The 14179-nt window shown below is 58.5% G+C and carries 14 protein-coding genes, 1 tRNA gene and 1 pseudogene; 12 read left to right on the forward strand and 4 right to left on the reverse strand.

The window, feature by feature from the left end; translation table 11 throughout:
* The first annotated feature begins 248 nt into the window (after positions 1–248).
* Positions 249–569, forward strand: a complete 321-nt coding sequence (locus B2Y33_RS09095; RefSeq protein ID WP_027916080.1) for an I78 family peptidase inhibitor — start codon at positions 249–251, stop codon at positions 567–569.
* Between the two features lie 105 nt (positions 570–674).
* On the opposite strand, the gene B2Y33_RS09100 is transcribed toward B2Y33_RS09095, so the two are convergent.
* Positions 675–887, reverse strand: a complete 213-nt coding sequence (locus B2Y33_RS09100) for a cold-shock protein (protein WP_027916079.1) — start codon at positions 885–887, stop codon at positions 675–677.
* A 162-nt stretch (positions 888–1049) separates the two neighbouring features.
* Positions 1050–1355 carry a hypothetical protein gene (locus tag B2Y33_RS09105; protein WP_027916078.1) on the reverse strand — a complete coding sequence of 102 codons (306 nt, stop codon included), beginning with the start codon at positions 1353–1355 and terminating at the stop codon, positions 1050–1052.
* A 336-nt stretch (positions 1356–1691) separates the two neighbouring features.
* On the opposite strand from B2Y33_RS09105, the gene thrS reads away from it, so the two are divergent.
* The 9 genes from thrS to B2Y33_RS09150 all read left to right on the forward strand — a co-directional run bounded on the left by thrS (position 1692) and on the right by B2Y33_RS09150 (position 9180).
* Positions 1692–3614 (forward strand): threonine--tRNA ligase, encoded by a 1923-nt coding sequence (gene thrS, locus B2Y33_RS09110; RefSeq protein WP_206405385.1) that lies wholly within the window; start codon positions 1692–1694, stop codon positions 3612–3614.
* A complete protein-coding gene (gene infC / locus B2Y33_RS09115) occupies positions 3614–4165 on the forward strand; it encodes a translation initiation factor IF-3 (RefSeq protein WP_173645890.1) in 552 nt (183 codons plus the stop codon). The genes thrS and infC overlap by 1 nt, the downstream gene beginning before the upstream one ends.
* 62 nt (positions 4166–4227) lie before the next feature.
* The gene (gene rpmI, locus B2Y33_RS09120) at positions 4228–4422 is read left to right on the forward strand and encodes a 50S ribosomal protein L35 (protein ID WP_003250667.1); all 195 of its coding nucleotides are present in this window, start codon (positions 4228–4230) and stop codon (positions 4420–4422) included.
* Between the two features lie 27 nt (positions 4423–4449).
* A complete protein-coding gene (gene rplT, locus B2Y33_RS09125; RefSeq protein WP_003250671.1) occupies positions 4450–4806 on the forward strand; it encodes a 50S ribosomal protein L20 in 357 nt (118 codons plus the stop codon).
* A 109-nt stretch (positions 4807–4915) separates the two neighbouring features.
* Positions 4916–5932, forward strand: coding sequence for a phenylalanine--tRNA ligase subunit alpha (gene pheS / locus B2Y33_RS09130; protein WP_027916075.1), 1017 nt, complete (start codon positions 4916–4918; stop codon positions 5930–5932).
* Positions 5933–5965: 33 nt separating this feature from the next.
* Positions 5966–8347, forward strand: coding sequence for a phenylalanine--tRNA ligase subunit beta (gene pheT, locus B2Y33_RS09135; protein WP_206405384.1), 2382 nt, complete (start codon positions 5966–5968; stop codon positions 8345–8347).
* A 4-nt stretch (positions 8348–8351) separates the two neighbouring features.
* The gene (gene ihfA, locus B2Y33_RS09140; protein WP_003250679.1) at positions 8352–8654 is read left to right on the forward strand and encodes an integration host factor subunit alpha; all 303 of its coding nucleotides are present in this window, start codon (positions 8352–8354) and stop codon (positions 8652–8654) included.
* Entirely contained in the window at positions 8635–8991 is a 357-nt protein-coding gene (locus B2Y33_RS09145; RefSeq protein ID WP_003250681.1) for a MerR family transcriptional regulator, read from the forward strand. Before ihfA ends, B2Y33_RS09145 begins: the two co-directional genes overlap by 20 nt.
* Before the next feature lie 112 nt (positions 8992–9103).
* Positions 9104–9180 (forward strand) — tRNA-Pro (locus B2Y33_RS09150).
* A gap of 119 nt (positions 9181–9299) precedes the next feature.
* Here B2Y33_RS09150 and B2Y33_RS09155 read toward each other — a convergent pair.
* Positions 9300–9481, reverse strand: a pseudogene (locus B2Y33_RS09155) (site-specific integrase); the annotation flags it as partial.
* 218 nt (positions 9482–9699) lie between these two features.
* Entirely contained in the window at positions 9700–11076 is a 1377-nt protein-coding gene (locus B2Y33_RS09160) for an MFS transporter (protein WP_196109957.1), read from the reverse strand.
* Positions 11077–11378: 302 nt separating this feature from the next.
* Here B2Y33_RS09160 and quiC point away from each other — a divergent pair, with 302 nt between their 5' ends.
* Together quiC and B2Y33_RS09170 are read left to right on the forward strand one after the other, a co-directional pair.
* The gene (gene quiC / locus B2Y33_RS09165; RefSeq protein WP_206405383.1) at positions 11379–13286 is read left to right on the forward strand and encodes a 3-dehydroshikimate dehydratase QuiC; all 1908 of its coding nucleotides are present in this window, start codon (positions 11379–11381) and stop codon (positions 13284–13286) included.
* Between the two features lie 128 nt (positions 13287–13414).
* Positions 13415–14086: a TetR/AcrR family transcriptional regulator gene (locus tag B2Y33_RS09170; protein WP_027916070.1), complete on the forward strand. Its 672-nt coding sequence runs from the start codon at positions 13415–13417 to the stop codon at positions 14084–14086.
* The last annotated feature ends 93 nt before the right edge of the window (positions 14087–14179 follow it).

The raw sequence follows: 14179 nt of genomic DNA on the forward strand, positions 1-14179 counted from the left end.
CGCTTGCGGCGCGGGATGAAAGAACGAACGTCCAAACCTGGCATTCGTAGCAGGCACTATGCCTTCACTTCTTAAAGTAAATCATGACTTTGCAGGCCAAACCAAGCGGCGTGTGGGCCGGGCGGTAAAATTCGGTCACGATTGTGTCCCCCATCAGCCGCCCTGATGGTGCAGACTTGGCCAGTTTTGCAACGAATTTAAGGTGAGGCTGTCGGATCAGGCAGTTCCCAAATGATCTAGGAGGCTTCATGTTACGTACCCGTGCTTATCTGGCGACCCTGGCGGTGGCTGCTGTCCTGGCGGGCTGCAGCACTGGTGGAGACTCCAGTGGCGGCCAAGTGCCTGAGGCACCTGCGGGCAATGATGGACGCTGCCAGGCCAGCGGCGCTGATTTTGCAGTGGGCAAGATGGGGAGCGCAGAGCTGCTGGAGCAGGCCCGCAAGGCGAGCGGTTCGCAAATGGCGCGCATCCTCAAGCCCCACGATGTGGTGACCCTGGAATACCGCTCAGAGCGGCTCAACTTGAACGTCGACGAGCAAGGGCGCGTGACACGCGTCAACTGCGGCTAAAGATCTAACTCGCGTATCGAGGGCGCCTGTGCCCTGTACGTGAGCCGTCAAAGCCAAGTCAAAAAAAACCCGCCACGAGGGCGGGTTTTTTTACGGCTATCCGAATTACTCCGGACGAACCTGCGCAGCCTGCATGCCCTTCTGGCCGCGCTCGGCGACGAAGGAAACAGTTTGGCCTTCTTTCAGGCTCTTGAAGCCGTCAGATTCGATGGCTTTGAAGTGAACGAACAGGTCGTCGCCGCCGCCTGCTGGGGTGATGAAGCCGAAGCCTTTCTCATCATTGAACCACTTGACGGTGCCTTGTTGGCGATTGGACATGGGTGAATCTCCAGAACATTTAGTATTTTCGGTGGTGCAATGTGGCCGAAGCTACGGAGCACGGGTACATCATAGTCTAATTCTGCGGCTGTCGCGTCTTTTACCTTCACCCCAGTGTGATCCAGCGCAATTTCTTGCCGGATCACCGGCAGCTACACAGCGTCAGCTTTTAGGTGCGCAGGCCTGTTTCACGACGCTTTGCGCCTTTTGCATGAGTTTGGCGTCAACGCCATCCTTGCTGTCGAGGTCGGCAATTTCAGCGTCGGAGAAATTCTTCTTGATCGCTTGTGCACCACAGTCGCAGTGCTTTTTCGCTGCGGCGGCATCAACGCCCTGACCAGTGGCAACTTGCGTGCACTGGGCCATATAGGCATTTTCCTTGCCGGCAGGGAAGTTGCCAGCGTTCGCGGCCATTGGCATCAGCAGGGCGCCAGCGGCCGCAAGGGCCAGAAGAGACGGAACTCGCATAACCGATTACTCCTTGGGTCAGTTCTCATCAAGAGCAGGTTGCTTCCACACGTCTGATAGGGAAGCTGTCGCGGAAGTTCACCGCCGGCGGCAATTTCCAAATATTCCTGCGCACGGCTCTGACTGCGTGCTAGCATGCCCGGCTTGCAGCTGACAACGTCCCCGCTGCTGTTCTATTTTCTTTCCAGTCACTCTGGTTCGTCCCCGCAAGCCCAAAGGCTTCTGCCACTGTGAGGCAGGCTTCCCGTCAAACGGAAGGCAGGTTCGGATCTTGTACTGGCTCATCCCAACCCACGTGACCTTTGGTAGGGGTCACCACTAGGAGAGGAGGCGCCAATGCCCACCATTACTCTTCCCGATGGCAGCCAGCGTTCGTTCGATCACCCCGTGTCCGTTGCCGAGGTCGCCGCATCCATCGGCGCCGGTCTGGCGAAGGCCACCGTTGCCGGCAAGGTAGACGGCAAGCTGGTCGACGCGTGCGACCTGATTCAGAACGACGCTACGCTGCAGATCATCACCCCCAAAGATGAAGAGGGACTGGAGATCATTCGTCACTCGTGCGCCCACCTGGTTGGCCACGCGGTGAAGCAGCTGTATCCGACCGCCAAGATGGTGATCGGCCCTGTGATCGACGAAGGCTTCTATTACGATATCGCTTACGAGCGGCCCTTCACGCCGGATGACCTGGCGGCCATCGAGAGGCGCATGCAGCAGTTGATCGACACGGACTACGACGTCATCAAGAAGATGACTCCGCGCGCTGAAGTCATCGACGTGTTCACCGCCCGTGGCGAAGACTACAAGCTGCGCCTGGTCGAGGACATGCCGAACGAGCAGGCCATGGGCCTGTACTATCACGAAGAATACGTGGACATGTGCCGCGGCCCGCACGTGCCCAACACCCGTTTCCTCAAGGCATTCAAGCTGACCAAGCTGTCCGGCGCCTACTGGCGTGGCGATGCCAAGAACGAACAGTTGCAGCGCGTATACGGCACTGCCTGGGCGGACAAGAAGCAGCTGGCGGCCTACATCCAGCGCATCGAAGAAGCCGAGAAGCGCGACCATCGCAAGATCGGCAAGCAGCTCGACCTGTTCCATTTGCAGGAAGAAGCACCGGGCATGGTGTTCTGGCACGCTAACGGCTGGACTGTCTACCAAGTGCTCGAGCAGTACATGCGTAATGTCCAGCGCGAGAACGGTTATCAGGAAATCAAGACCCCGCAAGTGGTCGACCGCATCCTGTGGGAGCGTTCGGGCCACTGGTCCAACTACGCCGAGAACATGTTCACCACGTCGTCGGAGAGCCGTGACTACGCAGTCAAGCCAATGAACTGCCCCTGCCACGTGCAGGTCTTCAACCAAGGGCTCAAGAGCTACCGCGACCTGCCGCTGCGCCTGGCCGAGTTTGGTGCGTGCCACCGCAACGAGCCATCTGGCGCCCTGCACGGCATCATGCGTGTGCGCGGCTTCGTACAGGACGATGCCCACATCTTCTGCACCGAAGAGCAGGTGAAGAAAGAAGCGGCCGACTTCATCAAGCTGACCCTGGATGTGTACAAGGACTTCGGCTTCAGCGACATCGCCATGAAGTTGTCCACCCGTCCGGCCAAGCGTGTTGGCTCCGAAGAGCTGTGGGACCGTGCCGAGGGCGCGTTGGCCGATGCCCTGAACGAATCTGGCCTGGAGTGGGAATACCAGCCGGGCGAGGGCGCCTTCTATGGGCCGAAGATCGAGTTCACCCTGCGTGACTGCCTCGGCCGTAACTGGCAGTGCGGCACCCTGCAGTACGACCCGAACCTGCCGGAGCGTCTGGACGCCAGCTACATCGCCGAAGACAACAGCCGCGTGCGCCCGGTCATGCTGCACCGCGCCATTCTGGGTTCGTTCGAGCGCTTCATCGGCATGCTGATCGAGCACTACGCCGGCGTGTTCCCTGCCTGGCTGGCGCCGACGCAGGCGGTGATCATGAATATCACCGACAAACAGGCCGATTTTGCCCTTGAAGTTGAGAAAACTCTGAACGGTAGCGGTTTCCGTGCCAAGTCGGACTTGAGAAATGAGAAGATCGGCTTTAAAATCCGTGAGCATACTTTGCTCAAGGTCCCGTACCTTTTGGTTATAGGGGACCGCGAAGTCGAAACGCAGACCGTAGCAGTGCGTACTCGCGAAGGCGCTGACCTGGGCTCCATGCCCGTCGCCCAGTTCGCTGAGCTCCTGACGCAAGCGGTTTCCCGGCGTGGTCGCCAAACAACGGAGTAATGACTATTAAGCGTGAAATGAGAAATGATAAACGTGCTGTACCGAAGGCCCCGATCAACGAGAATATCTCGGCCCGCGAGGTTCGGTTAATTGGCGCAGACGGCGAGCAGGTTGGCATCGTCTCGATTGATGAAGCGCTTCGTATCGCTGAAGAAGCGAAGCTGGATCTGGTGGAAATCTCTGCAGACGCGCTTCCGCCCGTCTGCAAGGTGATGGACTACGGCAAGCACCTCTTCGAGAAGAAGAAGCAGGCCAACGAAGCCAAGAAAAACCAGAAACAGATCCAGATTAAAGAAATCAAGTTTCGTCCAGGGACGGAAGAAGGGGATTACCAGGTAAAACTACGCAACCTGGTACGTTTCCTTACCGAAGGGGACAAGGCCAAGATCTCTCTGAGATTCCGTGGTCGTGAGATGGCCCACCAGGAGCTGGGCATGGAGCTGTTGAAGCGGGTTGAAGCTGACCTGATCGAATACGGTTCCGTCGAGCAGCATCCTAAGATGGAAGGACGCCAGCTTATGATGGTCATCGCCCCCAAAAAGAAGAAGTAATCTCCCGGGCACGGCAGGCCTGATGATTATTGTGTAATTTTTATCGAATGCGGAGTTCCAACATGCCAAAAATGAAAACCAAGAGCGGTGCTGCGAAGCGCTTCCTGAAGACCGCTTCGGGCTTCAAGCACAAGCACGCTTTCAAGAGCCACATCCTGACCAAAATGTCGACCAAGCGTAAGCGTCAACTGCGCGGTGCAAGCTTGCTGCACCCGTCCGACGTGGCAAAAGTCGAGCGCATGCTGCGCGTACGTTAATTCTGGTTAAGATAGAGGAAGTTACTCATGGCTCGTGTTAAGCGTGGCGTCATCGCCCGTAAGCGTCACAAGAAAATTCTGAAACTGGCTAAAGGTTACTACGGTGCACGTTCGCGCGTATTCCGTGTTGCCAAGCAAGCGGTCATCAAGGCAGGCCAATACGCCTACCGCGACCGTCGCCAGAAGAAGCGTCAGTTCCGCGCACTGTGGATCGCTCGTATCAACGCCGGTGCCCGCACCAACGGTCTGTCCTACAGCCGTTTGATTGCTGGCCTGAAAAAGGCTTCGATCGAAATCGACCGTAAGGTTCTGGCCGATCTGGCAGTGAACGAAAAAGCGGCGTTTGCTGCGATTGTCGAGAAAGCTAAAGCCGTTCTGGCTTAAGTACCCGCGACAATCACCCGGCGACGCTTGCGTCGCCGGGCATTGAACGTCATCGATAGGGGAAGAGCCTTCAAAGCTCTTCCCCTATTTTCGTATCTGGAGTCTGTACATGGAAAACCTGGATGCGCTGGTCTCCCAAGCCCTGGAGGCCGTGGAGCGCGCTGAAGACATCAATGCCCTGGAACAGATCCGGGTCAACTATCTCGGCAAGAAGGGCGAGCTGACCCAGGTGATGAAGACCCTGGGCAACCTGCCAGCCGAGGAGCGGCCCAAAGTGGGCGCGCTGATCAACGACGCCAAAGAGCGCGTCACCGTTGTGCTGAACGCACGCAAGGCAGCCTTCGAAGAAGCCGAGCTCAGCGCTCGCCTGGCTGCCGAATGCATTGATGTGACCCTGCCAGGCCGTGGCCAGGCCACCGGTGGCTTGCACCCCATCACCCGTACACTCGAACGCATCGAACAGTTCTTCACGCACATTGGCTACGGCATTGCCGAAGGTCCTGAAGTCGAAGACGACTATCACAACTTCGAAGCGCTCAACATCCCGGGCCACCATCCGGCCCGGGCGATGCACGATACCTTCTATTTCAACGCCAACATGCTGCTGCGTACCCACACATCGCCGGTGCAGGTACGGACCATGGAGTCCACCCAGCCACCCATTCGCATTGTATGCCCTGGCCGCGTTTACCGCTGCGACTCGGATATCACTCACTCGCCGATGTTCCACCAGGTCGAAGGCTTGCTGATTGACCGCGGCATCAATTTCGCCGACCTCAAGGGCACCATCGAAGAATTTCTGCGTGTGTTCTTCGAAAAAGAACTGGCGGTGCGTTTCCGTCCATCGTTCTTCCCCTTCACCGAGCCGTCTGCTGAGGTGGATATCCAGTGCGTCATGTGCTCGGGCAATGGCTGCCGGGTATGCAAGCAGACCGGCTGGTTGGAAGTGATGGGCTGCGGCATGGTGCACCCGAACGTGCTGCGCATGTCGGGCATCGATCCTGAAGAATTCCAGGGCTTTGCCTTCGGCATGGGCGCCGAGCGCCTGGCCATGCTGCGCTATGGCGTCAATGATCTGCGTTTGTTCTTCGACAACGACCTGCGGTTCTTAGCCCAATTCCGCTAAGCCAATCGACGCAACCTTCAGGAGAAGAACAGCATGAAATTCAGTGAACAGTGGCTGCGCGGTTGGGTAAACCCGCAAGTCTCCCGTGACGAACTGGTGGCCCGCCTGTCCATGGCCGGCCTGGAAGTCGACAGCGTAACCCCTGCTGCTGGCCAGTTCAGCGGCATCGTGGTGGGTGAAATCCTTGCCACCGAACAACACCCGGACGCCGACAAGCTGCGTGTGTGCCAGGTCAGCAATGGTCAGGAAACGTTCCAGGTCGTGTGCGGCGCGCCTAACGCACGGCCAGGGATCAAGATCCCGTTTGCCATGATCGGCGCCGAACTGCCTGGCGACTTCAAGATCAAGAAGGCCAAGCTGCGCGGTGTGGAGTCCTTCGGCATGCTCTGCTCGGCGGCGGAATTGCAGATCAGTGAAGAAAACGACGGTCTGCTCGAACTGGCCAGCGATGCGCCGGTAGGCGAGGACATTCGCCAGTACCTGAGTCTGGATGATGCCAGTATCGAAATCGGACTTACCCCCAACCGGGGCGATTGCCTGTCGATCGCTGGCCTGGCCCGCGACGTCAGCGCGCTGTACGACGTACCGGTTACCCGCCCGCTGGTACCCGCCGTGGCTGCCGCGCACGACGAAGTACGCCCGGTCGAGGTCCAAGCGCCGGCTGCCTGCCCACGTTACCTGGGTCGGGTGATCCGCAACGTTGACCTGAGCAAGCCGACGCCGCTTTGGATGGTCGAGCGTCTGCGCCGCAGCGACGTGCGCAGCATCGACGCTGCCGTAGATATCACCAACTACGTGATGCTCGAACTCGGCCAGCCGATGCACGCTTTTGACCTGGCAGAGATCAACGGCGGCATTCGCGTGCGCATGGCCGAAGAGGGCGAAAAACTCGTCCTGCTAGACGGCCAGGAAGTTGCACTGCGTGCCGACACCCTGGTCATCGCCGACCACACCCGCGCCCTGGCCATCGCCGGCGTCATGGGCGGCGAGCACAGCGGCGTCGATACTGCCAAAACCCGCGATCTGTTCCTGGAAAGCGCGTTCTTCGAGCCGATTTCCGTCGCAGGCAAAGCCCGCTCCTACGGCCTGCACACGGATGCCTCGCACCGTTACGAGCGCGGCGTCGATTCCCAGTTGGCCCGTGAAGCCATGGAGCGTGCGACCGCGTTGCTACTGGAAGTGGTAGGCGGTGAAGCCGGCCCCATCGTCGAAGCCGTCAGCGAACAACACCTGCCCAGCATCGCCCCGGTTACCTTGCGTGCCGAGCGCATCGCCCAGATGCTTGGCATGGAAATGGACCCGGCCCAGGTCGAGCAGTTGCTCCACAACCTTGGTCTGGCTACCGAGGCGGACGGGGCAGGGCAGTGGACGGTCAACGTTCCGAGCCACCGCTTCGATATCAGCCTTGAAGTCGACCTGATCGAAGAGCTCGCGCGACTGTACGGTTACAACAACTTGCCCGTGCGTTACCCGCAGGCATGCCTGGCGCCGCAAGCCCGTCCGGAAACCCGTGGCGAGCTGCCGAACCTGCGTCGTCTGCTGGTTGCTCGTGGTTATCAGGAAGCCATTACCTACAGCTTCATCGATCCCAAACTGTTCGAGTTGTTCAGCCCAGGCGTAGAGCCACTGTTGCTGGCCAACCCCATCTCCAGCGACATGGCGGCCATGCGTGCCTCCTTGTGGCCGGGCCTGGTCAAGGCAGTGCAGCACAACCTCAATCGCCAGCAGGACCGGGTGCGCTTGTTCGAAAGTGGCCTGCGTTTCGTTGGCCAACTGGGCAACTTGGCGCAGGAGCCGATGATTGCCGGCGTCGTTACGGGCAGCCGCTTGCCTGAAGGCTGGGCCAATGGCCGTGACACCATCGACTTCTTCGACGTGAAGGCCGATGTGGAAGCCTTGTTGGGTTATTCCGGCGCGCTGGACGATTTCACCTTCGTCGCTGGCAAGCATCCAGCCTTGCACCCTGGTCAGACGGCTGAAATCCAGCGTGAAGGCAAGGTTGTTGGCTATTTGGGCGCGCTCCATCCCGAGCTTGCAAAAGCCCTGGACCTGGACCGTCAAGTCTTCGTTTTCGAGTTGGTGCTGGCCGATGTGGTCGAAGGCCGGTTGCCGAAATTCAGCGAGCTGTCCAAGTTCCCGGAAACCCGTCGTGACCTGGCGTTGATCGCAGGACGTGATGTAGCGTCTCAAGACGTACTTGACGTAATTCGTGACAATGCAGGCGAATGGCTCACAGACCTCAGGCTGTTTGATGTCTACCAGGGTAAAGGCATTGATCCTGATAGAAAAAGCCTGGCAGTCGGCTTGACCTGGCAGCATCCATCGCGCACTCTTAACGACGATGAGGTGAACACTACCTTGCACACTATCCTCACCTCGCTCGAACAAAGGTTGAACACCACGTTAAGGAAATAACGGCATGGGTGCTCTGACGAAAGCTGAGATGGCCGAGAGGCTGTACGAGGAGCTGGGGCTTAACAAGCGTGAGGCCAAGGAGCTGGTCGAGCTGTTTTTCGAAGAAATTCGGCACGCACTTGAAGAGAACGAGCAGGTCAAGTTGTCCGGTTTCGGCAACTTCGACCTTCGCGATAAACGCCAACGGCCGGGCCGCAACCCCAAGACTGGGGAAGAAATCCCGATCACCGCACGGCGCGTCGTCACCTTTCGTCCAGGGCAGAAGTTGAAGGCCCGGGTTGAGGCCTATGCTGGAACCAAGCCATAACGACGAACTGCCCCCCATACCGGGCAAACGGTACTTCACCATTGGTGAAGTGAGCGAACTTTGCGCTGTAAAACCGCACGTGCTGCGGTATTGGGAGCAGGAGTTCGATCAGCTCAATCCTGTGAAGCGGCGGGGCAACCGGCGTTATTATCAGCGCCAAGACGTGCTGATGATCCGCCAGATCCGCGCATTGCTTTACGACCAGGGCTTTACCATCGGCGGGGCGCGCTTGCGGCTTTCCAGTGATGAGGCCAAGGATGAGTCGAGCCAGTACAAACAGCTGATTCGTCAGATGATTGTGGAGCTGGAAGATGTGCTGGTGGTGTTGAAGAAGTGACCGTTGTTTAAGATGAGTGGAAATTTTTTTAAAAAAAGCTTCCATTAATCAAAAGGTTAGGGTATATTCTTCATCGTTCTCAGCGGTAACGAGAACATGCTTCAAACCGAGTCGGGGCGTAGCGCAGCCCGGTAGCGCACTTGCATGGGGTGCAAGGGGTCGAGTGTTCGAATCACTCCGTCCCGACCATTATATTCAATGACTTAGGCCATTTCCGAAAGGGGTGGCCTTTTTCATGTCCGTGACTTTTGCGTGACTTCTCAGGGTGTTACGCATGGTTCCTCTTCAACCTGCACAGCCTTGGCCAACTAGTCCCTGGCTGGAACTTTGTTTGCCGCCTCAATGAGTTGGCTGATCTCCGTGCCCGGAGAGTAACTGGTCACGTTGCCATTCTTGTGTCCTAAGACGGCTTGCGGTCTTCTTTGGTTAACCCTGCAGCCTTCAGGCGCCGACCGAAAGTGTGCTCGAAATTGTGAATCCTGATCGAGGCCTAGACTACAGTGCTGCGCTCGTCGGCAGCGGTCAGCGCTATCAGCCAAGCGTGCCAGCGTGGCTGGAAGATGACTCGGTCATTGCCGTCTCGGCAATGACCCTGCCTGAGCGTCGCTGAATACAGGGCAACACCGAGCTGGCTGACTCAAACTTTGACTGATGCTGCGTGGCGAATGGGCGCTGGCGGGTGGGGCTGCATGCCGCCCCGACCGGTTTTCAGTGAGTGGCAGCAGGCTTGAGCCTGTCTTTGCAGAGGGCGCCGTATGCATTTTCATCGATCGGCTTGGCGTCTGGGCTGCCGAGATCTTCCATCGCCAAGCGGTATGTCTCAGGCGCGACATAGGCGGCTAAGGCACAGATGCAGGTGATGAAAAACGCCGACCCCCCCACAATAAGCCAGATGTTGTCCGAGCCCGGTGGTGCAATGGCAGCAAAGATTGCTGGCAGCATGGCGGTGCACATGGTGCTGACGTTCTGTGCGATGGCCATGGCCGAGACGCGGTAGCGCGTGTTGAACAGCTCCGGGAAGAAGCTTGGGAAAACTGCATTGTAGCCTTGGTAGACCATACCCCACATGAGGATCGAAGCGGCAAAGGCCAGCGGCACGCTCTGGATACTGATCGCATACAGATAACCGAAAGCCAGCAGCCCCGAGCCCAGACAGCCAGTGATCATGATCGGACGCCGGCCGATCTTGTCAGACAGGCTACCAACGAACGGGATCAAGAGCACTGCGACGATGTTGCCCACTACTGGGATCCACAGGTAGACGCTTTGGTCAAAACCAATGCCGTAGGCCGGCTGAACTGCATAGGCTGCGCCGAACACCGTCGCAACCACCGGAATGACGTTCATCAGCGCCATGAACACGACCAGCACCATGTGCTTCCAGCTGTACTTGAAGGCTTCTTTGACGGGCGAGCGGGCGATCTTGTCTACCTGTTCGCCCTCGACGAAGGCCGGGGTCTCATGGACCTCCTTGCGGATGATGAAACCGGCTACCAGCACGAATGCGCTGAGCAGGAAAGGAATGCGCCAGCCCCAATCGCTGAACGCTTCGCTTGGCATGAAGTAGGCCAGTGGCAGGAACACCGCAGCAGCCATTATCTGACCGGCCTGAACCCCCTGCAAGGTGAAGCTGGCGTAGTAACCTCGCCGTCCGAAGGGCGCATGTTCCATGATCATGGCGCTAGCACCGGAGATTTCACCAGCAACTGCAAAGCCCTGAACCAGGCGCAGCAGCGCAAGAACAATTGGGGCAATGATGCCAATGTCGTGGTAAGTGGGCAGCAGGCCTACGGCCATGGTCGAAATACCCATCAGAAACATGCACAGCAGCAAAACGTTTTTGCGACCGCGGGTATCGCCCCAGTGACCGAGGACAACCGCACCCACGGGACGGGCCAGGTAACCGACGCCATAAGTTGCCAGCGACGCGATGATGGCCATCGTGGGGTCCATCGACGGGAAGAACAACTGCGGGAAGATCAAAGCTGCGGCTTGGGCGTAGATAAAAAAGTCATAGTACTCGAGAGCCGAGCCTATCCACCCACTGGCGGTCGCTTTCTTAGCTTGGGAGCTGGAGTGAGCCATTGTTGTCTCCGTTGTTCTTGTTATTGAACTTGTTAGGTCGTGACGTTGGGCTTGTAGGTCAGGATCTGCTGAGCGTTCGCAGGGCAGTGAAATGCTCGAATGATCTGTAACTGGATCCATGTTCAACCAGGCGTGAGCGGCGAATCAATTCGACAAACCCGCTTTCGTTCGGTAATCGAACGAAAACTAACCATTTCGTACAAAACCCATTGATGGCGTGACTTTACCCGCGAATAATCGAGTGCGCCAAGCGCCTGCAAGGGTTCGTTGGCTGATGCCTTTCAGATAAAGGGAACCCCAGCATGCAGCGTTCGATTGCCACCGTATCCTTGAGCGGCACTCTGCCGGAGAAACTCGAAGCCATCGCCGCAGCCGGCTTTGACGGCGTCGAGATTTTTGAAAATGACCTGCTCTACTACGCCGGTAGCCCGCGCGAGATCCGTCAGATGTGCGCCGATCTAGGCATCGCCATCACCCTGTTCCAGCCATTTCGCGATTTCGAAGGCTGTCGCCGCGAGCGTCTGGAGAAAAACCTCGAGCGCGCCGAACGCAAATTCGACCTGATGCAGGAACTAGGCACTGATCTGATGCTGGTGTGCAGCAACAGTCAGGCGGACGCACTGGGCGATGGGCAGCTTCTGGTCGACGACCTGCGGCTGCTGGCCGAACGTGCCGGTGTCCGCGGCCTGCGTATTGGCTATGAAGCGTTGGCCTGGGGCCGGCACGTCAATACCTACCAGCAGGGCTGGGACCTGATCCGCCAGGCCGATCATCCGGAGCTGGGCGTGATCCTCGACAGCTTCCATACCTTGTCACTGCGGGGCGACCCGAGCGCTATCCGTCAGATTCCAGGCGACAAGATTTTCTTCGTGCAAATGGCGGATGCACCCATCCTGGCCATGGATGTACTGGAGTGGAGCCGTCATTTCCGCTGCTTCCCAGGGCAGGGCGAGATGGACCTGGCGGGCTTTCTCGCACCGATTCTGCAAACCGGCTACCGCGGGCCGTTGTCGCTGGAAATCTTCAACGATGGCTTTCGCGCCGCACCTACCCGGCAGATTGCCGCCGATGGGCTGCGTTCACTCCTGTATCTGGAAGAAAAGACGCGCCTGCAATTGCAGCACGAAGCCCAGCGGATCGAGCCTGGGGTACTGTTTGACCCAGCCCCCGCCAGTGCCTACGACGGTGTAGAATTCCTTGAGTTTGCCGTCGATGAGTCAGTCGGTGCACGTCTGGGTGGTTGGCTCGAGCGTCTGGGTTTTGTCGAAGCCGGCGCTCACCGCAGCAAGGGTGTTCGACTGCTGCGTCAAGGCGATATCAACATCGTGCTCAACGCTGAGCCCTATTCATTTGCACACAACTTCTTCGAAGCCCATGGTCCCTCGTTGTGCGCCATCGCACTACGGGTCAAGGACGCTCAGGCCGCCTTGCAGCGCGCTACCGCCTACGGTGGTCAGCCGTTCCGTGGCCTGGTCGGGCCCAACGAACGCGAGATCCCGGCCGTGCGTTCGCCGGATGGCAGCCTGATCTACTTGGTCGAGCAGGCAGGTGCCGGGCATACCATCTACGACAGCGATTTCCGCCTGGATGCCGCCCCCGACGCTGGCGGCGGCCTGCAACGCATTGATCACATGGCCCTGGCCATTCCGGCCGAATCGCTGGACAGCTGGGTGCTGTTCTACAAGAGCCTGTTCGACTTCGAGGCCGACGACGAAGTGGTCTTGCCCGATCCCTATGGCCTGGTCAAGAGCCGTGCCTTGCGCAGCCAATGCTCCACACTGCGCCTGCCACTGAACATTTCCGAGAATCGCAACACCGCAATTGCTCACGCGCTGTCAAGCTACCGTGGTTCGGGAGTGCACCACATCGCCTTTGACTGTGCCGACATCTTTGGCGAGGTGGCGCGGGCGAAAAACGCTGGCGTGCCGCTGCTGGAGATCCCGTTGAATTATTACGATGACCTCGCGGCCAGGTTTGATTTCGACGACGAATTCCTTAGCGAACTGGCTTACTACAATGTGCTGTACGACCGTGATGCGCAGGGTGGCGAGCTGTTCCATGTGTATACCGAGCCCTTCGAGAAGCGTTTCTTCTTCGAAATCATTCAGCGCAAGGGTGGGTATGCCGGTTATGGCGCTGCCAATGTTGCGGTCCGCCTGGCGGCCATGGCCAAAGCCCGCAGCGGGGCCCCGCGCAAACCGGTGTTGTAAGGCAGATGCCGGCCCTGGGCCGGCGCCCCTGTGACAAAACCTGACCGGTGCCACCCTCCGCGCGCTTCCCTGCGTCGCACCAGTGACGGATAATCCCACCCATTCCAATAATCAGGCTGTGAGTGGGTATGAATGATTCCGTAGTCAGCCTTGGCGAGCCTGCCTCCGACGGGGGCCGTAAATCGCGCAAGAACAACCCGGAGAAGACCCGCGAGGATATCCTTCAGGCCGCAATTGGCGAGTTCGTCCAGCAGGGCCTGGCCGGTGCCCGCGTCGACGCCATCGCCGAGCGTACTGCTGCTTCCAAGCGCATGATCTATTACTATTTTGGCAGCAAGGAGCAGCTCTACGTCGAGTGCCTGGTCAAGCTTTATGGCGACATTCGCAAGACCGAGCACAGCCTGGATCTGGAGTCATTGCCGCCGGAGCAGGCCATCCGCCGACTGGTGGAGTTCACCTTCGATCACCATGATCACAACGTCGACTTCGTGCGTATCGTCTCGACCGAAAATATCCACTATGGCGAATACGTCAAGCAATCACCGGTGATCCGCGAGATGAGCAGCGTGGTGTTGAAGACGCTCGGCCGCTCGCTGGAACGCGGCGTTGCCGAGGGCGTTTTTCGCGCGGGTATCGAAGTCATCGACCTGCATATGCTGATGAGCTCGTTCTGCTTCTATCGGGTCTCCAACCGACACACCTTCGGTGAGATCTTCCAGATCGATATGACCGACGAGCAGATCAAGCAGCGCCACAAACAGATGATCGGCGACGTGGTGCTGCGCTATATCCAGGCATGAAAGAGACGGCACGTGCTGTACCTGCCCAATGACCGCAAAACGCCTGATCGTCATTGAGCAGCCAAAGCGTGATGCCCTTGCTGGGCTGATCCA

It is taken from the genome of Pseudomonas sp. UBA5666, assembly GCF_002420785.1.
In the GTDB taxonomy this organism is placed as follows: domain Bacteria; phylum Pseudomonadota; class Gammaproteobacteria; order Pseudomonadales; family Pseudomonadaceae; genus Aquipseudomonas; species Aquipseudomonas fulva.

Bases quoted from the DNA above. Each gene is read 5' to 3' on its own strand.
- B2Y33_RS09095 (WP_027916080.1), top strand. From the start codon at position 249: ATGTTACGTACCCGTGCTTATCTGGCGACCCTGGCGGTGGCTGCTGTC.
- B2Y33_RS09100 (WP_027916079.1), bottom strand. From the start codon at position 887: ATGTCCAATCGCCAACAAGGCACCGTCAAGTGGTTCAATGATGAGAAA.
- B2Y33_RS09105 (WP_027916078.1), bottom strand. From the start codon at position 1,355: ATGCGAGTTCCGTCTCTTCTGGCCCTTGCGGCCGCTGGCGCCCTGCTG.
- thrS (WP_206405385.1), top strand. From the start codon at position 1,692: ATGCCCACCATTACTCTTCCCGATGGCAGCCAGCGTTCGTTCGATCAC.
- infC (WP_173645890.1), top strand. From the start codon at position 3,614: ATGACTATTAAGCGTGAAATGAGAAATGATAAACGTGCTGTACCGAAG.
- rpmI (WP_003250667.1), top strand. From the start codon at position 4,228: ATGCCAAAAATGAAAACCAAGAGCGGTGCTGCGAAGCGCTTCCTGAAG.
- rplT (WP_003250671.1), top strand. From the start codon at position 4,450: ATGGCTCGTGTTAAGCGTGGCGTCATCGCCCGTAAGCGTCACAAGAAA.
- pheS (WP_027916075.1), top strand. From the start codon at position 4,916: ATGGAAAACCTGGATGCGCTGGTCTCCCAAGCCCTGGAGGCCGTGGAG.
- pheT (WP_206405384.1), top strand. From the start codon at position 5,966: ATGAAATTCAGTGAACAGTGGCTGCGCGGTTGGGTAAACCCGCAAGTC.
- ihfA (WP_003250679.1), top strand. From the start codon at position 8,352: ATGGGTGCTCTGACGAAAGCTGAGATGGCCGAGAGGCTGTACGAGGAG.
- B2Y33_RS09145 (WP_003250681.1), top strand. From the start codon at position 8,635: ATGCTGGAACCAAGCCATAACGACGAACTGCCCCCCATACCGGGCAAA.
- B2Y33_RS09160 (WP_196109957.1), bottom strand. From the start codon at position 11,076: ATGGCTCACTCCAGCTCCCAAGCTAAGAAAGCGACCGCCAGTGGGTGG.
- quiC (WP_206405383.1), top strand. From the start codon at position 11,379: ATGCAGCGTTCGATTGCCACCGTATCCTTGAGCGGCACTCTGCCGGAG.
- B2Y33_RS09170 (WP_027916070.1), top strand. From the start codon at position 13,415: ATGAATGATTCCGTAGTCAGCCTTGGCGAGCCTGCCTCCGACGGGGGC.